We start from the raw sequence: 20,917 nt of genomic DNA on the forward strand, positions 1-20,917 counted from the left end.
GATTTCTCCCACCCTACCTTGCGGCCCATGCTGCTGTTCAACGACCACCTGCTGCCCTCTGCCACTCTGCCACTACCCAACCGCGGGCTGGCTTTCGGGGACGGTTTTTTTGAAACCTTGGTTTTCGTCAACGGGGACCTGCGCTATGCCGCCGACCACCTCGCCCGCATGCAGCAGGCGGCGGCAGCCCTGCACTTTGCCTTACCGGCACCTCTGGCTACGGCCGAAGGGTTAGGCGCGGTCCTGGCCCGGCTGACTACGGCCATGCGGCTGCCCACCGCCCGGCTGCGGCTGCAAATCTGGCGGGCCGGCGGCGGGCGCTATACGCCCCTTACCGGGACGGCGGAGTGGCTGCTGACGGCGGAGCCGTACGAAACCGATGCCAGCGCGATAGACCAGGCTGACTTCGCCCTCGAAAATCATACTCTGGCCTCCCCGCTTAGCTTTTGCAAGGGGCCCCAGGCGTGGCTTTATGTTCGGGCGGCCTACGAGCGGCAGCAGCGCGGCCTGGCCGAAATCATCCTGTGCAACGCGGCCGGGCAGGTAGCCGAGGCCGGGGCAGCCGCTATTTTCTGGCTTAAGAACGAAGAGCTGTTTACGCCGGCCCTGACCACGGGCTGCGTGGCCGGGGTCCGCCGGGCTCACGTATTGCGCACTGCTCGGGCCCACGGCCTGGCCTGCCACGAAGGGCATTTTCAACCAGCTGAGCTGCAGGCCGCTGACGTAGCCTTCACCGCCAACGTCGCGGCCCTGCGGCTGATTCGCCAGATCGGCCGGCAGCCTATGCCAGCCACTTCCGCCCTCTGGGCGAACCTGCAGGCCTGGGAGCAGGCCGCCTACGTGAGGAGCTGATTCCGGCAGCGTAGGCGCAGCCACTCTTCCTCATGTTCGGCCACGTCGGCTTCGGAAACGTTATTGAGCCGCAGAATTTCTTCCCGGGGTTGTTGGCTGGCGTCCAGCGTGTAGAGGGCCACCAGGGCCCGGTGCTTCCGCGACAGGTGCGTGGCCGAAGCCCCCAATGAGGTAGTAAGTTGCAAAGCAGGCGGGCGAGTGGGCACAACGGCAGATACGAGATATGCCGTCAGATTGGATTTTCAGAGCAAGGTTTAATTTGGCCGCAATATAATTTTGGCTTTTGCCAAGAAATATCACCACCAGTATTACGGAATACAAGGCAAGATACGGCTTCAGGAGCCGTATATTCGGAGAAAGTCTAAAAAAATGGCAATTGTTTAAGAAGATTGAATTTTATAAATATAAAAGCTCCCGGAAGGCAGAAAAGATCTTTTCTCTTACACCGCCACCGGGGCCTTAATCGCGGGCCAGGGGTCATAATTCTCCAGCCGGAAGTCCTCGTACCGGAAGCCAAAAATATCCTGCACCGCCGGGTTCAGCCGCATCTGCGGCAGGGGCCGCAGCTCCCGGGTGAGCTGGAGCCGGGCCTGCTCCAGATGATTGGAGTACAGGTGCGTGTCGCCGCCGGTCCAGATGAACTCGCCGGGCCGCAGCCCCGTAACCTGGGCCACCATGAGCGTGAGCAGAGCGTAACTGGCAATATTGAAAGGCACGCCCAGAAATACGTCGGCCGAGCGCTGGTAGAGCTGGCAGCTGAGCTTGCCGTCGGCGACGTAGAACTGGAACAGGGCGTGGCAGGGCATCAGGTGCATCTGGTCCAGCTCGGCCACGTTCCAGGCCGATACGAGGATGCGGCGCGAGTCGGGCGTGGTTTTCAGCTGCCGGATCACTTCGGCCATCTGGTCGATGTGGGTGCCGTCGGGGCGGGGCCAGCTGCGCCACTGCTTGCCGTAGACCGGCCCCAGCTCGCCGTTGGCATCGGCCCACTCGTCCCAGATCTTCACGCCGTTTTCCTGGAGGTAGCGCACGTTGGTATCGCCCCGCAGAAACCAGAGCAGCTCGTGGATGATGCTCTTGAGGTGGACTTTCTTGGTGGTGACCAGCGGGAAGCCCTGCGCCAGGTCGAACCGCAGCTGGTGGCCAAAGATGCTGAGCGTGCCGGTGCCGGTGCGGTCGGTTTTCTGGGTTCCGTGGTCGAGAATGTGCTTGACGAGGTCGAGGTACTGGCGCATGGGGCGGGGCTTAAGGGTCGGAAGGCAAAGGTAGCAAGCGGCCCCGGGCGGGCAAGGCGGCCCGGGAAAAGCCGGGCGCTGGTGGCCGCCCCGCGGAGCTGCCGGGCACCGAAGTACCGGCCGGCCGCCGTACCTTTGCCGGATGAATCCCCCGCTATTTCATCCCGGGCAGGCCGTAGTCTGCACCAACGACGACTTCACCGTGCTGCTGGCTCAGAACCCGGCCATCCAGACGCCCAAGCGCGGCCCCATCTACCTCGTGCGCGGCCTGTTCGACACCGCCCGCGGCTACGGCCTCACGCTGGCCGAAATCAACAACGCCGGGGTGGCGCCGGGCTTTCCGGAGGCCAACTTCCACGAAAGCCGCTTTGCCGTCCTGCCCGATGTGGAGGAGCTGAGTCTGGCCGAGCTGCTGGAGGAAAGCGTGACGGCGTAATACAGCCCAAGAGCAGCATAAAGAAAAGCTTCTCTTCTCTAGCGGAGGCTTGTTCTGCCCAAAACTTTTGGAATGCCGCTGCGCACCCCACCAACTATGGTTTCCTGGGTTTTTGTGGCTGAAATAGAATGCAGATCAATGCTTAATGCCAGCTGATAGCAGGTTTCCGGGGGGCCCTGGATGGTGGTTTGAACTTCAATAATCCCCATTCGGGCTAGAATAAGTCAGCGTAACTAAACTCTTACGTTTCCCTAAAAAAGAAGCCGCTACCCTTGGAGAGTAGCGGCTTTCCTGTTGAGCGTTCTTGCTTACAGCGACTTGATCACCGGAGCGGCGGGCAGGGTCTCGGCGGGTTTCACCGAGGCTGTTTTGCCGCCTTTCTTCATGCAGCAGCCGGCGCTGCTTTTCTCGGCCATCGAGCACGACTTGGCGGCTTTCTTGCCTTTCTTCTCGTCTTTGCCGTCGTTGTTGGCGGCGGCGGTTCCTACAAATGCAAACAGGGCCAAAGCCAGCAGTGCGTTTTTCATGGGGTTGAAATCAGGGAGGTGGAGGAAACAAAAGCCGGCGGGGTATGGTTGGCTTCCCGAAGTCGACCAGCCGGTGCCCGCTGCCTCTAAAGTACGGAAGCGACGCGAAAGTTCAGCCCCGGGCGACTTCGTTTTTCTCTTCCCCGAACCCTGATTCGGGCTTATTCCGCGCATGACGATTCGTAAAGCCAGTTATCTCACCCTGCTCCTGCTGGCCCTGCTGTCGGCCGTGAGCGGGTATTTCGTGGCCCAGCTGCGCTTCAACTACGATTTCAACGACTTCTACCCCGCCGGCGACCCCGACCTGGACTACTACCAGCAGTACTCGGCCCGCTTCGGCAACGACAACGACTACGTGCTGCTGGGCCTCGAAGCCGCGCCCGGCCGCACGGTGTTCGAGCCCGAGTTCCTGACCCGGGTCGATTCGCTGACGCGCTTTATTCAGGGCCGGCCCCACGTGGTGCACGTCAGCTCCCCCACCAACGCCACCAACCCCGTAGTGGAGGGCTTCGGGGTGTTCAACGTGCCCTACCTGCACCCCGCCGAGCCCGCGCGCCGGGCCGCCGATTCGGCCCTGGTGTACCGCACGCCGGGACTGGTGGGCAACCTCATTGCCCGTGATGCCCGCGCCGTCACCATCCTGTTTCAGACCTCGCCCAACATCACCAAGCCGCCCGGCGACTCGCTGCTGAGTGCCGTGCGCACCGAGCTGGCCCGCCAGGGCTTCGCGCCCGACACTTACCACCTGGCCGGCAAGCTGGTGGCCCAGTCCATCTTCGTGGATCGGCTGCAGTGGGAGCTGGTGGTGTTCATGTCGTTGTCGGTGCTGCTGGTTACGGGGCTGCTGTGGCTCACGTTCCGGACCTGGTGGGGCGTGGTGCTGCCGCTGGTGGTGGTGCTGGGGGCCATTTTGTGGGGGCTGGGGCTGATGAGCGCCTGCGGCGTCAGCATCGACCTGATGACGGCCCTGCTGCCCATCATGCTGTTCGTGGTGGGCATGTCCGACACCATCCACATCATCACCCGCTACAACACGGAGCTGGGCTACGGCACAGCCAAGAAGCAGGCACTGCTGATTACGCTCAAGGAATCGGGGTTCGGCTCGGGGCTGTCGGCGCTGACGACCAGCATCGGCTTTTTCACCCTGATGACCAGCTCCATCCGGCCGATTTACAACTTCGGGCTCTTCACCGGCATTGCCGTGCTGCTCACGTTTGCCTTGTCGTTTACGCTGCTGCCGGCCATGCTCATGCTGCTGCGCAAGCCCGAGCTGCGCATTCCGCGGGCCGAGGGCCACAGCTGGGATGGGGTGCTGGGCCGCATGTTCCGGGTGGTGCTGGCCCGGCGGCGGCTGGTGGTGGGCCTGTCGGCCCTGATCCTGATCGGCTCGGTGGCCTCCGCCTCGCGCATCCGCATCAACTCGGCTTTGCTCGACGACCTATCTAAAAACGACCCGGTGAAGCTGGATTTCGGCTTTTTCGAGAAGAACTTTGCCGGCGTGCGGCCCTTCGAGCTGGCTCTGCAGCCCGCGGCTGGTCGTACCATCTACGACCTGCAGGTGCTGCGCGAAACGGAGGAAATCGAGGGCTACCTGCAAAAAACCTACGGCCTGAACTTCGTGGCCTCGCCCGTCACGCTCATCAAATCGGTGCGTAAGGCCCTGAACGGCGGGCTGCTGGCCGAATACCGGCTGCCCGGCTCGGAAGCCGAGCTGGCCCGGCTGGTGCGGCGGGTGAAGCTGTTCCGCAACAAGCCCGAGTTCCGGGCCCTGGTGCTGCCCGACGCTTCCGCCGGCCGCCTCACCGGCCGCATGCCCGACGTGGGCAGCATCCGCGCCGACGCGCTGAACGTGGACCTGCGCCGCTTCCTGCGCCAGCACACCGACCCGCAGGTGCTCCAGACCCGCCTCACCGGCTCGGCCAACCTGATCGACAAAAACAACGAAAACCTCACCCTGAACATGATTACGGGCATGAGCATCGACATCGTGATGGTCACGCTCATCGTGCTGTTCCTGTTCCGCAGCCTGCGCATGACGGTGGTGGTGCTCATTCCCAACCTGGTGCCCATCCTCATCGTAGCCGGCGTGATGGGGTTGGCGGGCGTGAGCATGAAGGTGAGCACCAGCATCATTTTCACCATCGCCTTCGGTATTGCCGTCGATGATACCATTCACTTTATCAGCAAGCTCAAACTCACGCTGCTTCAGGAGCCGAGCCTGTTCAAAGCCGTGCGCAAAACCTACCTGATGGCCGGCAAAGCGGTGGTCGTCACGTCCCTGATTCTGGTCGGGGGCTTCAGCACGCTCATCTTCTCCTCCTTCGACGGCACGTTCTACGTGGGCCTGCTCATCGGCCTCACCCTGCTCTTCGGCGTGGTAGCCGAGCTGACCCTGCTGCCGATTCTGATCCTGTACTTCTACAAGCATAAGCCCAAGGAAATCCGCCAGCCCGTGCCGGTGCTAAGGGGGTAAAAATTCTTTTGCCCGTCATGCTGAGCGCAGCCGAAGCATCTCGCGTGGTATCATTGGAGTAGTAATCAGACATCAGCCCGCGCGATACTTCGGCTGCGCTCAGCATGACCGTAGCAGCAGGAAAAATCCACCCGCTACCCCTCCCCAAAAGGGAGAGGCTTAAAGCGGTAGGATCTAAAAAGTAGAATCAGAGCCCCTTCCTTTGGGGGAGAGGTTGGGGAGGGGTCCAACTCCCGGCGCGGATTCGCCGTTACTTTGCGTCATGATGAAGTGCCGGCTCCCCGTATTCCTGTTGTTTTTCTCACTCACCGCTCAGGCCCAGACGCCTGCCCCGCCAACTCAGCCCGACCCATTGACGCCGCTGATTCAGGAGCGCGGCCGCATGGTGCAGGCCTACGAAGACGCTAATTCTCAGCGCAACAGCCTGTTTGGCAACAAGGCTTCCAAAAAGGATTTGCAGGAAGTGGTGGACGTGCTCAAGGCCATCATCCGCAAGGACACCGAAATCGTGCAGTCGATTAAGGAAACCTCCATCCGCCGCACGGCCAGCATCGTAGCCGAAAAAACCCAGGCCGAGCGCCAGATTACCGTGGCCCAGGGCGACCAGTCGGTGACTAAAGAACGGTTCTACGACCTGGAAAACCAGATTCAGAACCTGCAGGTCCGCGACAAGCAGCGCGAGAAGAAGCTGGCCGACGCCCAGGCCACGGCCCAGGAAGCGGCCGAGGCCCGCACCAGCCGGGAGCTGCTGGCCACCGCGCTGGCCGGGCTGTGCGCGGGTTTGCTATGGTACATTTACCGGCTGCGCGGCCAGGCCCAGCCCGCCCGCCGCGCGGTTCGGAGGTAAAGGGTTCTTCCGGGCATTCTTATCGTCTGTCATCCTGAGCAAAGCGAAGAACCTTCCTCTTTCCAGCAGCTAGCCTTTTTCAACCAACAGATTCTTTTCTGTGGAGCGATTAGCTAGGTGCGTTGAAAATGGGTTGGCAGTGCGAGGCGAGGAAGGTCCTTCGCTTTGCTTCGCGCCGCTCAGGATGACAGACGGGAAAAGTAAGGCTGACTACGAAAAAAACTACCCCATGCTCATTCCCGCCGCTTACTACCTGACTTACGCGGAGGCGGTGAGGCTATATAATGAGCTGCTGGACGCGGAAATAAGCGCCCTGGTCAAAACCTGCGGCCCGCCCTCCTTTCCTTTCGGGGACGGTATCTGGTACCAGCTGCTCATTGAGGAAGAAGAAGCCGATGCGGCCCGCGCCATCGTGGAAGCCTTTGAGGCCGGGCGGGCCGTGGTAGCCATCGTGCGCTGCCCCCGCTGCGGCAGTGCCGGTACGGAGCCGGTTCCCCGGCCGGCGTTCTGGCAGCGGCTGTACTACGCCGGCACTACGCTGTATCAGTGTGCCGGCTGCGGGCGCAAGTTCGCGGCGTAAGCCGATGGATCCAGCCGCCCGAACGAGGTGGTGGCGCTACTTGGACTGGTATCGTTCAACGAGAAGACGCAGGTATGCGTTTCTACACTTGCCAACGACCCTACTGCTAAGCGCTAACAATGCCTTACCGCCACACCATCCGCCAGCGGGTCTACCTGTTTCCGGACCTGAAAACGCTGCTGGCCAAAGCCTCGCCCCGGCGCTCCGGCGATGCGCTGGCCGGCGTGGCGGCCGACACCTACGAGGAGCGCGTGGCCGCCCAGCTCGCCCTGGCCGACGTGCCGCTGCGCAATTTCCTGCACGAAGCCCTGGTGCCCTACGAGCAGGACGAAGTCACGCGCCTGATCCTGGACACCCACGACGCGGCGGCCTTCGCGTCCGTTAGCCACTGCACCGTGGGCCAGCTGCGCGACTGGCTGCTGTCGGATGCCGCCGGGCCGGCGGTGCTGCACCGGCTGGCGCCCGGGCTGACCCCGGAAATGGTGGCGGCGGTGAGTAAGCTGATGCGCAACCAGGAGCTGATTGGCGTGGCCCGCCGGGTGGAGGTGATTACGCGCTTCCGCAACACGCTGGGTTTGCGCGGGCACCTGGCCACCCGCCTGCAGCCCAACCATCCCACCGACGACGCCCGCGGCATTGCGGCCAGCCTCGTCGATGGCCTGCTCTACGGCAGCGGCGACGCCGTGCTGGGCATCAACCCCGCCACCGACAGCCCCCGCGTGGTACGCCACCTGCTGGAAATGCTGGATGCCGTGCGCGAACAGTACCAGATTCCGACCCAGACCTGCGTCCTCAGCCACGTCACCACCACCTTGCAGCTGATTGAGCAGGGCGCGCCGGTAGACCTCACCTTCCAGTCCATCGGCGGCACGGAGGCGACTAATTCCAGCTTCGGCATCAGCCTGAGTTTGCTGCGGGAAGCCCACGAGGCCACGCTGAGCCTGAACCGCGGCACGGTGGGGCAGAACGTAATGTACTTCGAAACCGGCCAGGGCAGCGCCCTGTCGGCCCACGCCCACCACGGCCTCGACCAGCAAACCTGCGAGGCCCGGGCCTACGCCGTGGCCCGGCACTTCCAGCCCCTGCTGGTCAATTCCGTGGTCGGCTTCATCGGCCCCGAAGACCTCTACGACGGCAAGCAGATCATCCGGGCGGCCCTGGAAGACCATTTCTGCGGCAAGCTGCTGGGCCTGCCCATGGGTGTGGACGTGTGCTACACCAATCACGCCGAAGCCGACCAGGACGACATGGACACCCTGCTCACCCTGCTCGGCGTGGCCGGCTGCACCTTCATCATGGGCATCCCCGGCGCCGACGACATCATGCTCGGCTACCAGTCCACTTCCTTCCACGACGCGCTGTACCTGCGGCAGGTCCTGGGTTTGCAGCCCGCGCCGGAGTTTGAAGCCTGGCTCCGCCAACAGGGTATCTTTGACGAACGCGGCCAGCTGCTGCCGGCTTCGGCCGCGCACCGCCTGCTGGGTGCGGGTGGACTGGATAAGTGATGGACGGCCGTTGCTATACCCGCCCCCGGATAGCCTTCCGATTGGCAGACAACTGCCATATTAGCTCCGGCAATACCAACCGCCCCCCGCAAAATCCCTCCCATCCCCCCTGACGACATGGAACAGAAAGCCCTTTCCCTCCGGCCCTTCATCGGCGCTAAAGACTTCGCCGTTTCGCGCCGTTTCTACCGCGCCTTCGGCTTTACCGAAACGGTGTTGTCGCCGGCCATGTCGTATTTCGTGCTGCCGGGCGTGGGCTTCTACCTGCAGGATGCCTACGTGAAAGACTGGATTGACAACACCATGCTTTTTCTGGAAGTCGAGGACGTTGAGAAGTTCTGGGTTGAGTTGGGCGCGCTGGATTTACCCGGCCAGTTCGCAGGCGTGAGAATTACCGCCATCCAACCCGAACTCTGGGGCAAAGAGGGCTTCGTACACGACCCGTCCGGTATTCTCTGGCACATTGGCGAGTTCAATAAATGATAGTTGTCTTCCCGGCACCCACACCGTTCGCGAAACCGCTATAAGTGGATAGTACTCCCGACCACCCCCCGCCCCCCGACGACCCCTGGGCCGGCCTGCGCGCCTTTACCGCCGCCCGCATTGCCCTGGGCCGCACCGGTACCAGCGTGCCGGTGCGTGAGGCCCTGGCCTTCCGGCTGGCCCACGCCCACGCCCGCGACGCGGTGTACTCGGAGCTGGAAACGGCACGGCTGCTGACTGAGCTGGGGGCGCTGGCGCTGCCGGTGCTGGCGGTGCGCAGCCAGGTCGAAAACCGCCCGCAGTACCTGCAGCGGCCCGATCTGGGGCGCGTGCTGCACGAAGACTCCCGTACTACCCTACTGGAAAACGCCCCCGCCCCGGCAGACCTGGTCCTGATTCTGGCCGATGGCCTGTCGGCGACGGCCATCAACGAGCATGCCCTGCCCCTGCTCCGGCTGCTGGTGCCCCGGCTGCAGCAGGCCGGGTTTCGGCTGGCCCCCATCGTGGTGGCCGAGCAGGCCCGGGTGGCTATCAGCGACGAAATCGGGGCGGCGCTGCGTGCCCGGCTGGCCCTGATCCTGATTGGCGAAAGGCCCGGCCTGAGCGCCCCCGACAGCCTGGGGGCCTACTTCACCTACGCCCCCCGCCCCGGCCTGACCGACGAAGCCCGCAACTGCGTATCGAACATCCGCCCGGCCGGCCTCCCCTATGCCGCCGCCGCGGAAAAGTTGTTTTTCCTGCTGTCAGAAGCTTTTCGCCGGCATCTGTCGGGAGTACAGCTCAAAGACGACACGAGCCGGCTGGGGCAGTAACGCGAAGTTCCACTTCGCGCCCCGCGCGGCTACCAGCCACGGCTTCTTTTCAACGTTTCGCGAAGTGGAACTTCGCGTTACCGGCCTTACAGCTGTTTCCAAGCCGGTAGACAGAACGTGTAGGGGCGGGGCTTGCCCCCGCCCGTCGTTGCCCGACCATCATGGCCGCGGCGCGAACGGCGGGGCGTGCCCCCGCCCGTCGTTGCCCAACCATCATGGCCGCGGCGCGAACGGCGGGGCGTGCCCCCGCCCGTCGTTGCCCGACCATCATGGCCGCGGCGCGAACGGCGGGGCTTGCCCCCGCCCGTCGTTGCCCAACCATCATGGCCGCGGCGCGAACGGCGGGCGGGGGCAAGCCCCGCCCCTGACTCGAAAACTGATCCAGGCCCCAACTAATGGACGTAGCTTTACGGCCTGTCCCGCGTCCTTATGGAATCTACCTTTCCCTTCCAGATTATCCCACTGCCCGAACACCTGCGGGTGGACGACGCGCTGTTCGGCATCACGGCCAACGTGGAAGCCGACCCGGCGCTGGAAGGCTACTTCTACCTGTTTGAAAAGTACGGCTTCGGCGGCAGCGGGCAGTCGTGGGAGGAGCACATCAGCACCATTCTGGAGGAGGAGCGCCCCGATCTGCTCGACCACCTGACCGGCTACTCCACCCCTGCCCGCCTGATTTTCTACGCCGACTCGGAGGAAGCCGTGGACGACTTCATGCGCGTCATCGTCCCTGTTTTCGCCGATCTGGGCAGCCTGAACAAGTATTTCAGCCAGACCGATTCGAGCGACTTTTTCGAGTAGCCCGGCCGTCTCCCCGTCGTTCATCCCTGTTCTGAATCCGTCTGTCATCCTGAACGAAGTGAAGGCTGGTAGCTCTGGTGGTAGCCAGTTGGCTTGCCAGCTGGGAACCATCGCCTTGCAGGATGCCGCCCTGCTGCGCCGTCGTCAGGGCCTGAGTGCCCTGCGCCAGGCGCTGGCACTGCCCCACGCCGTGCTCGATGCCACCTTTGTGCCCGCCGAAGCCGAGGTCTGGCTCACCCGCCTCGAAGCCGATACCGCCGCCGAGGCCCGCCCCGGCCCGCTAGCCCGCGCCCATCTGACTCTGCGGGAGCGGTTGCTGCGGGAAGAAGCCCAGGAGCTGGAACTGCGGCTGGCGGCTGAAGCTTAAGTAGTCGTTCAACCGGGCGCCTCACCCCCGCCCCTTTCGCCGCTTGATGAGGTGTGCTCAGAAAAAGGAAAACACAGCCCGTTAAGGCTCAGGAAACGCCCTTTGAAGCCGTGGTTTTACGTGTTGTGAACGACCGTTCACAGCATGTAAAAGGGCTTATTAGCTTATTTGAACCACCGTTTTCTTGAACGAATCGTTGCGTTAGTCAACTAACCAGAAGGAAGCCTAGGCTACGTTGGCTCAATCGAGAGACGACGCCATGAACCGTTTGTGACGGGTGTACCGTCCAGCAGTAGCTGCTAGCAAGTGCGGGAACACCTTTTCCAAGGGACTTTTGACCAACAATGAGGTCAGGTAATAAGTCTGTCCGTGACACTGTATTTTCAGGTAGTGGTAGGACTGAAAGGCATAAATCTCCCAATCTATTTGCAGGTACACGCCCCCAGCAGCATGTAACTCGACTGCCTCTATTTCCACGTACGGCAGCACGACTGTTGCTCCCACATGCGTCAGTTCCAGCCGGTCGTCAAAGGCGGCGACGCTCGTGTGGCGATTGCGCAGGTAATACTCCCCATGCACGTAGAGCCCAGGAGCGAAGTACGGAGCCATTGCTAACAAGATAAAGACCACCGGCAACGCATAAGACCCCGTCACAGCCAAGAGAAATCCCAGCGCCACGAGCGAATAGAACAGGTGCTGCAGGGCGTACAGGTGCGTGAGTGGCGTGATAGCAAAGGGGCGCATCCAGTAGAAGCAGACAGGGAGAAATGTACCGGACAAAGGTGTGCTAAATGCGCCGGCAGGCAAAACCCTCCTTTCGTCAAACGCTTAAAGGCAAGCCCAGTCCCCGCTAAAGTACCATAATCTTAGTATAGGGGTAGTAAGGGCAAAAGCTGCCCTTATTCCAAGACCCCGCTTATAACTAGGATTATGTAAAGGAATAAATCCCAGATGAGGGCGGGAGGGTTTGTACTTCCCCACTGCCCCTAAAATTCTGTTTACTCCTCCCAGTAGAGGCGTCGGGTTCCGAGTTTGCGAAACTCATCCCTTCTGCCAGTTTCGTAAACTTTGATTCGTAGATGGCTTTCTTTGCTTTCGGTAAGAGGGACCGGTAAAAAGGCTCGAAACCGCTTGACTAGGAAGTCCTATGCGAATCTACGTGGTCTATCTGCTGGCGGCTCTGTTGAGTTTCTACATGGTGATGCTCTACTACGGCGTCTCCGCTGGGTTTGCCAGTCCCTTCCCCGTGCTCGCGCTCGTCGGGTCCTTGGTTCTATCGGCGATGGCGGCCCCGACCCTCGTCTATCATGCCCGTGTCGGGCTCTGGCTCGGAGCCCTGGGCTGTGGATTGCTCCTGCCTTACAGCGTGATGTTTTTGGGTAACGTGGTGATGGAATGGCGCTGGGTTTGGCTGATGCCCTTGGGGCTGCTGCCCGGAGGGCTTGTGCTGGTCAGTAGCTATTGCACGGCCCGGGCGTGGATACAGCCGGCCACTTGCTTGCTCCGGTTTCCCGTTCATCGGTGGCTAAAGCGGTGCTTGGTCCTCTTGCCCCTGCTGCTGTGGGGGAGCTACCTCATTTCCATCCGCACGGCTTTCAATTAAGCCAAGATTGCAGTTCACCTTCATGGCGGACTCCCAGGGTTGATGGGTTCAGAGAAACGGTGATGTAAGCAGCCACCGTCTTTCGAATAGGGTCCGATAAGGGGCCGCTAGCGGTCCTTATTTGGCCCTGGGCTATTTCTTAACCGAGGCACTAAGAAACGTCCTTTTCCTGCTTGTTCCCTTTTACAAGCGTTCGTCTGCAGCACGTAAAATTACAGTCTCACAGCGGTTTCGCGAACGGGGTGGCTGCCGGTCCGGCGGCTTTTTCAGCCGTCGGACCGGTCGTCGCTTGCGCCATGCCGCCCGAACAGCGCCAGCGAACGGCAACCGGCCCGACGGCTGAAAAAGCCGCCGGACCGGACCTACACCGTTCGCGGAACCGCTATAATGGCTGCTTTCTGAACCTTAGCGGACTCCTTCCGATTTTCTGCCCGACCTTCGGCCACCATTTTGCCGGTTCCGTTGTTACAACGGCCTTAATAAACGCCTACCCTTTTGTCTGAACAACCTACGTTTACCGATCCTTACGCGCTGGAAAAAGAGCTGCGCAAGGTGCAGGCCCTCATGAAGCTCGAGCAGCAGGAGGACCTGGAGCAATTCAAAATCAAGAGTGCCCAGTCTACTATTGGCGAGCGGCAGAAGCGCGGGCTGACCTGGTACCCGGTCAAGATCGTCAAGGAAGAAATCGGCTTCGGCGGCAAGCTGGTGCTCGAAATTGAGCGCCCCGCCAGCCAGGGCGGCCTGCACCTGTTCCAGGTGGGCAAGAACGCCGCCCTCTTCGGCAACATCCCCGGCCGCTCCGGCTCCGACCGTCCCACGCTTTCGGGCGTGATTACCAGCGTAAAGCGCAACAAGATTCTGCTGGCCACCAACAAGGAAGACCTGCCCGACTGGATCGACGACGGCAAGCTGGGTGTGGACCTGACCTTCGACGAGGTGAGCTACCGGGAGATGGAGTTTGCCCTGGGCAAGGTGCTGGGCGCCTACGAAACCCGCCTGGCCGAGCTGCGCGACGTGCTGCTGGGCGCCCGGCCCGCCCGCTACCGCGACGAGGCCGAGGCCACGCTCTATTACCCCAGCCCGCTCAACGACTCCCAGCTGGCCGCCGTGCGCCACGTGCTGGCCGCCAAGGACGTGGCCATCATTCACGGCCCGCCCGGCACCGGCAAAACCACCACCCTGGTGCAGGCCATTCTGGAAACCATCCGCCGGGAGCGGCGGGTGCTGGTGTGCGCGCCCTCGAATACGGCCGTGGACCTGCTCACCGAAAAGCTGGCTGAGCGCGGCGTGAACGTGATTCGGATGGGCAACCCGTCGCGGGTGTCGGACCTGCTGCTGCACCATACGCTCGACGCCCAGATTATGGAGCACAAGAGCTACGGCGAGCTGAAAGCCATGCGCCAGACCGCCGAGCAGTACCGCGAGCAGGCCGGCAAGTTCAAGCGCCACTTCGGCTGGGAGGAGCGCGAGCAGCGCCGCCTGCTCAAGGAGCAGGCCCACCTCATGCTCCAGGACTCCGACAACCTGGAGCGCTACATCACCGAGGACCTGCTCGACAAGGTCCAGGTGATAACCTGCACGCTGGTGGGGGCCTCCAACCGCGCCATCCGCCACCTCACCTACGAAACCGTGTTTATCGACGAGGCCGCCCAGGCCCTGGAGCCGGGCTGCTGGATTCCGATAACGAAGGCTAACCGCGTGGTGCTGGCCGGCGACCATCAGCAGCTGCCGCCCACGGTAAAGAGTGAAAAAGCCGCCCGCGACGGGCTGCGCGAAACGCTGTTCGAGAAGTGCATTCAGCGCCAGCCCGACTCGGCCCGGATGCTGGAAGTGCAGTACCGCATGCACGAGCAGATCATGGCCTTCAGCTCGGAGCAGTTCTACGAGGGTCGCCTGAAGGCCGCGCCCACCGTGGCCCACGCCGATTTGCCCGCCTACGACCTGCGCTTTGCCCCCAACCTGCCGGTGGAGTTTCTCGACACGGCCGGCTTCGGCTACCAGGAGCTGAGCATTGAGGAAAGCCGCTCCACGGCCAACCCCGAGGAAGCCGACCTGCTGCTGCGCCGCCTGGCCCAGCTGCTGGAGCCCTACGACCCTGCCGACCACGAGGAAGACCTGCTCACCATCGGCATCATTGCCCCCTACCGCGCCCAGATCAACTACCTGCGCGACGCGGTGGAAGCCAACGACGAGCTCATGGGCCTCATGGAGCACCGCATGCTCAGCATCGGCACCGTGGATTCGTTCCAGGGCCAGGAGCGCGACATCATCGCCATTACCCTCACCCGCTCCAACCCCCAGGGCGAAATCGGCTTCCTCTCCGACATCCGCCGCATGAACGTGGGCATGACCCGGGCCCGCAAGAAGCTGCTCATCGTCGGCGACTCCAGCACCCTGGGCGGCCACCCCTTCTACAAGGCCTTCCTCGACTACGTGGAAAGCATCGGCGCCTACCGCACGGCCTGGGAAATGCAGTAGGGCCTCCCGGGCCTTTGCCTCACCCCGGCCCTCTCCCAAGGAGAGGGAGCCTGCTGGCGCGAACGGACCAAAGCCTCAGCTTCTCAGCTGAGGCTTTGGTGTTCTGCCCCCCCTGATACTTGATTCGTGGCTGGCGGGGTCGGAGGCGAGAGCCGACGCCCCCGCATCGTCAGGCTCCCCTCTCCCCTAGGAGAGGGGCCGGGGGTGAGGCCCCGGAGCCGGACGGTTCCGGATTTACGCCCCTTTTCCGTAACTAGCCGGCCTAAACCCATTTTTCACCCCTCACCCGGACCCCGGAGTCCTCCCGATTATGGCCCAGATCAGCCCCAACAAAGTCGTCACCATCACCTACGATTTGAGCGTGACCGACGAAAACCAGGAGAAAGTGCTTGTCGAATCGGCCGAGGCCGACGCGCCCATGGTGTTCCTGTTCGGCCAGAGCGGCCTGCCCGAAGAGTTCGAAACCCAGCTCGACGGTAAAAAAGCCGGCGACGCCTTCAAGTTTTCCCTCACCCCCGAGCAGGCCTACGGTGAGTACGACCAGCAGGCCGTGGTCGATATCCCGAAGCAGGTGTTTGAAGTCGACGGCCAGATCGACGAGGAAATGCTCCAGGAGGGCAACTTCCTGCCCATGGCCGACAACCAGGGCAACCACATGCAGGGCAAAGTCCTCGAAATCGGCACCGATACCGTGAAGATGGACTTCAACCATCCCCTGGCCGGCATGGTCATGCACTTCGACGGCCAGGTAGCCGACGTGCGCGAAGCCACCGCCGAGGAAATGGAGCACGGCCACGCCCACGGCGAAGGCGGGCATCAGCACTAATTCTTTTCAGCCCCCACGCAAAAGGCCGCAACAGGTTGTATCAACAACCTGCCGCGGCCTTTTTTGCCTTGCAAAGGCATGAAATCCGAACGTGGGGAAATGGTGACAATTACTTTTCTTTGCCCCAACGCTCATTTAAAAAATCCCTCTATGTCCTTTTCTACGCTTTCCATTCGGAGTTTTATGTGGCTCCTATTGCTTCCCTTGCTCGCTCTGGCGGCCTGCTCTACCAAAAAGGATGATCCGGCCCCTCTGCCAGGCCACTGGAATCTGGCTACCATGCACGTTGTGGAAAAGGACGCCAACGGCCAGCTTCTACTGGACTACACGCTCACTGGCAAGTCCGGGGATTATATACACCTGACGGATGTCCTGTTTCAGGAATACAACAATAGTCAGCTGAATTTTGAAATGCCGTATACCCGCGCCGCCAATACCATTACCCTGAAAGCCCCGGTTGAGCATCTGAACCAGACGCGGGAAATCCGGGAATTAAGCGCGAATAAGCTGGTGATGAGCTATGTCCGTCCGGTCATAGCACAAGGTAATTCGGCCACGATAGAGGCCACATACACGCGCTGATTTTCGCTGACGCTACTGGTCTTATAAGCCCCGTTGCTATTCTTCACCGAACGGCAACGGGGCTTTCTGCTGCCGCTTGCTGTTACCGTTGGCGTACGCCTGCCCGCAGCTCCGGCCAGAACTCCCGAAAATCTGCCTCATACGCTTCAACCTCCGCCAGAAACGCCGCCGCACCGGTAGCCAGCACTCCAGCAGCGGGCACGCGGCGGCTCAGGCCCAGCAAGGCCCGCTGCAACCCTTCGGGCCGGGCATAGCCCGTTAGCCAGTCGTCGCGGCGCATGTATTGCAACAGATGCTGCAGGCGCTCCGGCAGCTCGTGGCGGCGGGCCTGCAACAGCGCGTACTGGCGCTGGGCGAAGGCGGGCAGCGGCTCGGCGGCGTGAAAGTCGGGGAAGTCGCGGGCCAGCAGGTGGTCGTAGCCCATGTCGGCCACCACGCCGGCCCACTTGCCCAGGCCGGCAGCGCGCAGGCGGGCGGTGCTGCGGCGCACCACGGGGTGGGCATCGGTGAAGGAGTCGATGAAGCGGTGCAGGCGGATGCCACGCTGCACGGCGGCCGGGTAGGCTTCCAGGGCGGCCCGGCCCCGCACGGCCTCGGCGGCGAAGTTGCCGACGACGATATCCTCGTAATCGGGCGTGGTAGTGGGCGAGCCGGAAAGCAGCAGGTGGGCGAGGAAGTTCATCGGTAGCGGGAAGTACGGCAATATCGGGGCGGCGGGCCACCGGCGGGGCTAACCCGGCGGGGCGCGGAGCCGTACAGGTAACCAGCCCGCGGCATCATCCGCGGGCCGACCAACCTTTTCTTTCCTCCAAAACACCCCCGTCATGTCCGATAAATCACCCGTTACCAACGATCTGTCGAAGCTGCTCGAGAAAATCAAGGACGTGCGCATTGCCATGCTCACCACCCAGGACACGGACGGCAGCCTGCGCAGCCGCCCCATGTACACCCAGAAGCCCGACGGCACCAACGCCCTGACCTTCCTGACCGATAAGGATTCGGCCAAGGTGTACGAAGTCAAGAAGGACAGCCACGTCAACCTGAGCTACGGCAACCCCGACAGCAACGTGTACGTGTCCGTTTCGGGCCGCGCCAACGCCTACCGCGACCAGGCCGAAATCGACCAGCTCTGGAGCGAACCGCTGCGCGCCTGGTTTGCCCAGGGCAAGGACGATCCGAACATCATGATCCTGAAAATTGAAATTGAGAAAGGCGAGTACTGGGATACCCCCAGCGGTTTGTTGAGCCGGGCCGTAGCCTATGCAAAAGCCGTTGTGACTGGCGAGCGGGCCACTTCCGACGACGTAAACGAGCACGCCAAAGTGAACGTGAAGTAAGCTGTAGCCTGCTTTTAGTGCAAAGGGCCGGAAGCAATTCCGGCCCTTTTTTGTTGTTTTGCCGGCAAGGTGGTGCCACGACTTTTTGGTCGTGGTACCACTATCGTTGAACAGCGTCGTGTATCGGTCGTGGTACCACTATCGGTGCTGACGCGTGGATTCCGTTCAACGAATAGTGGTACCACGACCAAAAAAGTCGTGGCACCACCCCGATTCCTCATTCTTAATTCTCAATTCTTACTTGCTGACCACCCTCTCCATTATCACCCTGCGGCCCGGCAACATCCGCTGGGGGCTGGCCCAGATGGGCACGGCGCAGCGGCCTCTGCAACGGGTGGCGGGGCTGCGGTTTCAGAAGCTGCTGGGCAGCGGGGCCGGCGGCTTCGGGGCCCTGCCCAATCTGCACCGCTACGGCCTGATGGCGGTGTGGGAGTCGGAAGCGGCGGCGGAAGCCTTCTTCCAGACCCACGCCCTCTGGCTCGACTACCAGCGCCGGGCCCAGGAAATCTGGACGGCCCGGCTGGCTCCGCTCAAGTCACACGGGCTGTGGGATGGGGTCAACCCGTTCGACTACGCAACTGAATCCCCTACCGCCGAGGGCCCCGTGGCCGTGCTGACCCGCGCCTCCATTCACTGGCTGAAAGCGCCCCGGTTCTGGCGCTACGTGGCCCCGGTCAGCGCTACTATTGCCCACGCGCCGGGCGTGCGGGCCGCTATTGGCCTGGGCGAGCTACCGGTGGTGCGTCAGGCCACCGTGAGCCTCTGGGACTCGGCGCAGGCCATGCAGGACTACGCCTACCGCAGCGAGAAGCACCGCGAAGTTATCCGCCTCACCCGCCAGGAGCAGTGGTACAGCGAGGAGATGTTTGCCCGCTTCCGGGTGCTGGGCACCGAAGGCACCTGGGACGGCCGGCCGCGGTAGGAGCGCGGCTGCCGCGGCGGCCGGCCGGCCGCCCGACAAGTAGATGCCGCCCGCTCGTCGGGCCGATAAAAAGCCGCTTACCGCTTTTTCAATTTGGCGGCTTGCTGCCGGTCGCGCATCAGCGCCCGCAGCTCGTCTTCCTTGGAGGTGGGCGGCAGCAGCCGGTACTGCGAGCCCAGCTTTTCTACGCGCACCAGCCGGGCCCCGCGCAGCTCCTCGCGCAGCGCGCTGAGCCGGGAATATTCGGCGTAGAGATGCGCGGCAAATAGCGCCACCTGCGGCCGCAGCGACTCGAAGGCATTGAGCGCCGTCAGCCAGGAAACAATGCGCTGGTATACGTCGCGGCCCCGGCCGTTGAGGCTGTCCTGCAATAAGGCTTCGGTGTGTTCCATCACGGCATCGAGGCATTCGTTGGGCCGGGTGCGGGCGGCCAGCGCCAGCACGGCCGGGCTGGTGCGCTGCCAGCCCCAGTTGTGGCGCAGCAGGTAGGGCAGCAGCTCGGCGTCGCGGTTTTCGGCGGCCAGCAGTTCGGCCCCAAACAGCAGCCCGGCCTCCGACCGACCGCCCGGCGCCAGCTGCTCTTCCACAAACTGCTGCCGCCGCGCGGCACTCCAGTAGCGTTTCAGCTCGTGGTAGTCGTCGAGGCTGTGGGCGTTGCGGCAGCGCTGCTCCAGGGCCGCCAGGTACAGGGGCTCGTCTTCGGCGGGCGTCAGGTGGGTGAGAATATACGGGTTGAGCTGCGGGTAGAAGCGCGGTTGCCACTGGCTGAGTACGCGCAGCATATTCGGCCGGTCGTGGTGCTGGCGGTAGTGGTCGAGCAGCCGGATGGTCAGCGCGACGTCCTGGTCGGCAAACGCCTCGGCCGTACGCAGCCACAGCGCGTCGTCGGCCAGCACTTCGGCCACGCGCAGCAGCACGTGGGCCAGATCGATAGTCGTTATCGGCGTCTGTGCCAGCAGCGGCAGCAGGCGGGTGGCCGTGGCCGGGTCGTGGGCCAGGCCGTACAGCAGCGGCTGGAAATAGGCCGGCAGCGGCGCCGGGGCCGGATAGCGCCCAAACAGCAGCGCCAGCGCGGCTTCGGTTTCGGCGGCCGCAAACGGCCGCGTTTCCAATAGCGCCTCCACCCCAAGCTCGCTCAGCCGGCTCAGCCAGCATTCGAGCACGTGCTGCGGGTAGCCTTCGTAGCTGAACAGGTCGTAGTCGTCGTCGGCCGGCTCGGTGGCCGCGGCCGCGCCCTCGCACACGCCTATCCAGCAGCGCAGCGCCTCGGTTAGCCGGCCGCCCTGCACGGCCGCCGCCACGGCCAGCGCGTAGGGTTCCAGCACTTCGGCAATGGCCGCGTCGGCCAGCTCCAGCATCCCGTCGCCCTCGTCATAGCGGTAGTCTTCGTAAAATTCGGCGTGTTCGCTCAGCTGCTCGTCATCAAAAGCCAGGTCCGACAACGCTTCGTACACCTCGGTGCTGATGCTGTCGGGGGTGGCTTCGGCGGGGGCAGCAGCGGCGACCGGCGGCGCGACTCCGGCGGCTCCGGCGGGCGCGACGCGGGCCAGAAACTGCTGGCGCAGGTCGGGGCGGGCGCGCAGCAGCTCGGCCAGAAACGCCAGCTGCGTGTCGGCGGCGGTATCGCGCAGGGCGGTTTCCAACGCTTTGGGACTGTTTTCCAGGGAATTCGGTAAAGCTGCGGCTTGCAGCTGCGGCCCGAATTTGTGTAGCACCGCCAGCCCCAGCGCCACCCGGTGCTTGCAGATGCCCTCAAAATCGTAGGGGCAGGTGCAGCGCAGCCGGTCACCCGCCGGCAGCAGCGTCAGCTTCACCTGGTAGCGGCCGGAGGAGCCGCGCACCTTGGCCGTGAACGTGTCGGCCTCCCGGCTGATGCTACCCACGGAGCCGTCGCGGAAATAGGCTTCGCCCCGCGCGAAGCTCGCCGGCGAGGCCAGGGATTGAAGGTACTGGCGCGTAAACATGGGCGTAAAGACTGATTAAGGAGCGCTGCATTTCGTCCGGGGCGGGGCCAGCGGGCCGCAGCTACTGTCGGCCCGAATATAGCAGCCCCCGGCCGCACTCTGGCAAAGCGGGCTGCCGCCGGGGCAGCTTTCGGCCCCCACCCACCGGGAAACCGCGGTAAACCGCCGTATCGAACTGCTTCCGCCCAACCCCAAACACCCCGCCCCCAACGCCCCTATCGGCCGGCTCCCCCGCGCCTTTTTCGGAGCGGAGGCCGGGGATGAGGCGCTTTCCCGGCATTTCCGCT

Annotated in this window: 22 protein-coding genes; 16 read left to right on the forward strand and 6 right to left on the reverse strand. The window is 63.1% G+C overall.

Annotation, left to right across the window (positions count from 1 at the left end; all coding sequences use genetic code 11):
- The first annotated feature begins 27 nt into the window (after positions 1–27).
- Positions 28–852: an aminotransferase class IV gene (locus ABD833_RS10790; protein ID WP_345072924.1), complete on the forward strand. Its 825-nt coding sequence runs from the start codon at positions 28–30 to the stop codon at positions 850–852.
- Here ABD833_RS10790 and ABD833_RS10795 read toward each other — a convergent pair.
- The gene (locus ABD833_RS10795) at positions 837–1,037 is read right to left on the reverse strand and encodes a hypothetical protein (protein WP_345072926.1); all 201 of its coding nucleotides are present in this window, start codon (positions 1,035–1,037) and stop codon (positions 837–839) included. The genes ABD833_RS10790 and ABD833_RS10795 overlap by 16 nt on opposite strands.
- 255 nt (positions 1,038–1,292) lie before the next feature.
- Positions 1,293–2,087, reverse strand: coding sequence for a thymidylate synthase (locus ABD833_RS10800; protein ID WP_345072927.1), 795 nt, complete (start codon positions 2,085–2,087; stop codon positions 1,293–1,295).
- A gap of 142 nt (positions 2,088–2,229) precedes the next feature.
- Here ABD833_RS10800 and ABD833_RS10805 point away from each other — a divergent pair, with 142 nt between their 5' ends.
- On the forward strand, positions 2,230–2,523 hold the full coding sequence (locus ABD833_RS10805; RefSeq protein WP_345072928.1) for a hypothetical protein: 294 nt from the start codon (positions 2,230–2,232) through the stop codon (positions 2,521–2,523).
- Between the two features lie 308 nt (positions 2,524–2,831).
- Here the strand turns inward: ABD833_RS10805 and ABD833_RS10810 are convergent, their stop codons facing one another.
- Positions 2,832–3,050, reverse strand: coding sequence for a hypothetical protein (locus ABD833_RS10810; RefSeq protein WP_345072930.1), 219 nt, complete (start codon positions 3,048–3,050; stop codon positions 2,832–2,834).
- 172 nt (positions 3,051–3,222) lie between these two features.
- On the opposite strand from ABD833_RS10810, the gene ABD833_RS10815 reads away from it, so the two are divergent.
- The 8 genes from ABD833_RS10815 to ABD833_RS10850 all read left to right on the forward strand — a co-directional run bounded on the left by ABD833_RS10815 (position 3,223) and on the right by ABD833_RS10850 (position 10,918).
- A complete protein-coding gene (locus ABD833_RS10815) occupies positions 3,223–5,523 on the forward strand; it encodes an efflux RND transporter permease subunit (protein WP_345072931.1) in 2,301 nt (766 codons plus the stop codon).
- Between the two features lie 262 nt (positions 5,524–5,785).
- A complete protein-coding gene (locus ABD833_RS10820) occupies positions 5,786–6,370 on the forward strand; it encodes a hypothetical protein (protein WP_345072933.1) in 585 nt (194 codons plus the stop codon).
- 229 nt (positions 6,371–6,599) lie between these two features.
- Entirely contained in the window at positions 6,600–6,950 is a 351-nt protein-coding gene (locus ABD833_RS10825) for a hypothetical protein (RefSeq protein WP_345072934.1), read from the forward strand.
- Between the two features lie 119 nt (positions 6,951–7,069).
- Positions 7,070–8,455: an ethanolamine ammonia-lyase subunit EutB gene (locus tag ABD833_RS10830; protein ID WP_345072935.1), complete on the forward strand. Its 1,386-nt coding sequence runs from the start codon at positions 7,070–7,072 to the stop codon at positions 8,453–8,455.
- 117 nt (positions 8,456–8,572) lie between these two features.
- Positions 8,573–8,938, forward strand: coding sequence for a VOC family protein (locus tag ABD833_RS10835; RefSeq protein ID WP_345072936.1), 366 nt, complete (start codon positions 8,573–8,575; stop codon positions 8,936–8,938).
- A 44-nt stretch (positions 8,939–8,982) separates the two neighbouring features.
- The gene (gene eutC, locus ABD833_RS10840) at positions 8,983–9,750 is read left to right on the forward strand and encodes an ethanolamine ammonia-lyase subunit EutC (protein WP_345072938.1); all 768 of its coding nucleotides are present in this window, start codon (positions 8,983–8,985) and stop codon (positions 9,748–9,750) included.
- A 429-nt stretch (positions 9,751–10,179) separates the two neighbouring features.
- Positions 10,180–10,551: a hypothetical protein gene (locus tag ABD833_RS10845; RefSeq protein WP_345072940.1), complete on the forward strand. Its 372-nt coding sequence runs from the start codon at positions 10,180–10,182 to the stop codon at positions 10,549–10,551.
- 88 nt (positions 10,552–10,639) lie between these two features.
- Positions 10,640–10,918 carry a hypothetical protein gene (locus ABD833_RS10850; protein WP_345072942.1) on the forward strand — a complete coding sequence of 93 codons (279 nt, stop codon included), beginning with the start codon at positions 10,640–10,642 and terminating at the stop codon, positions 10,916–10,918.
- Between the two features lie 240 nt (positions 10,919–11,158).
- Here the strand turns inward: ABD833_RS10850 and ABD833_RS10855 are convergent, their stop codons facing one another.
- Positions 11,159–11,662, reverse strand: a complete 504-nt coding sequence (locus ABD833_RS10855; RefSeq protein ID WP_345072943.1) for a hypothetical protein — start codon at positions 11,660–11,662, stop codon at positions 11,159–11,161.
- A 403-nt stretch (positions 11,663–12,065) separates the two neighbouring features.
- Between ABD833_RS10855 and ABD833_RS10860 the strand changes: the two genes are divergently transcribed.
- From ABD833_RS10860 to ABD833_RS10875, 4 genes are all read left to right on the forward strand, one after another.
- Complete coding sequence (locus tag ABD833_RS10860) at positions 12,066–12,521, forward strand: hypothetical protein (RefSeq protein ID WP_345072945.1); 456 nt, start codon at positions 12,066–12,068, stop codon at positions 12,519–12,521.
- Positions 12,522–13,016: 495 nt separating this feature from the next.
- Positions 13,017–14,999 carry an AAA domain-containing protein gene (locus ABD833_RS10865; RefSeq protein ID WP_345072947.1) on the forward strand — a complete coding sequence of 661 codons (1,983 nt, stop codon included), beginning with the start codon at positions 13,017–13,019 and terminating at the stop codon, positions 14,997–14,999.
- Between the two features lie 310 nt (positions 15,000–15,309).
- Positions 15,310–15,825 carry an FKBP-type peptidyl-prolyl cis-trans isomerase gene (locus tag ABD833_RS10870; protein ID WP_345072949.1) on the forward strand — a complete coding sequence of 172 codons (516 nt, stop codon included), beginning with the start codon at positions 15,310–15,312 and terminating at the stop codon, positions 15,823–15,825.
- Positions 15,826–15,903: 78 nt separating this feature from the next.
- The gene (locus ABD833_RS10875) at positions 15,904–16,407 is read left to right on the forward strand and encodes a hypothetical protein (protein WP_345072950.1); all 504 of its coding nucleotides are present in this window, start codon (positions 15,904–15,906) and stop codon (positions 16,405–16,407) included.
- Between the two features lie 82 nt (positions 16,408–16,489).
- Here the strand turns inward: ABD833_RS10875 and ABD833_RS10880 are convergent, their stop codons facing one another.
- Positions 16,490–17,089 (reverse strand): acyl carrier protein phosphodiesterase, encoded by a 600-nt coding sequence (locus ABD833_RS10880; protein ID WP_345072952.1) that lies wholly within the window; start codon positions 17,087–17,089, stop codon positions 16,490–16,492.
- 142 nt (positions 17,090–17,231) lie between these two features.
- On the opposite strand from ABD833_RS10880, the gene ABD833_RS10885 reads away from it, so the two are divergent.
- Together ABD833_RS10885 and ABD833_RS10890 are read left to right on the forward strand one after the other, a co-directional pair.
- The gene (locus ABD833_RS10885; protein WP_345072954.1) at positions 17,232–17,744 is read left to right on the forward strand and encodes a pyridoxamine 5'-phosphate oxidase family protein; all 513 of its coding nucleotides are present in this window, start codon (positions 17,232–17,234) and stop codon (positions 17,742–17,744) included.
- 241 nt (positions 17,745–17,985) lie between these two features.
- Positions 17,986–18,666, forward strand: a complete 681-nt coding sequence (locus ABD833_RS10890; RefSeq protein ID WP_345072955.1) for a spheroidene monooxygenase — start codon at positions 17,986–17,988, stop codon at positions 18,664–18,666.
- A 77-nt stretch (positions 18,667–18,743) separates the two neighbouring features.
- On the opposite strand, the gene ABD833_RS10895 is transcribed toward ABD833_RS10890, so the two are convergent.
- Entirely contained in the window at positions 18,744–20,630 is a 1,887-nt protein-coding gene (locus tag ABD833_RS10895) for an SWIM zinc finger family protein (protein WP_345072956.1), read from the reverse strand.
- Between the last annotated feature and the right edge of the window lie 287 nt (positions 20,631–20,917).

It is taken from the genome of Hymenobacter fastidiosus, from assembly GCF_039539565.1.
Lineage (GTDB): Bacteria > Bacteroidota > Bacteroidia > Cytophagales > Hymenobacteraceae > Hymenobacter > Hymenobacter fastidiosus.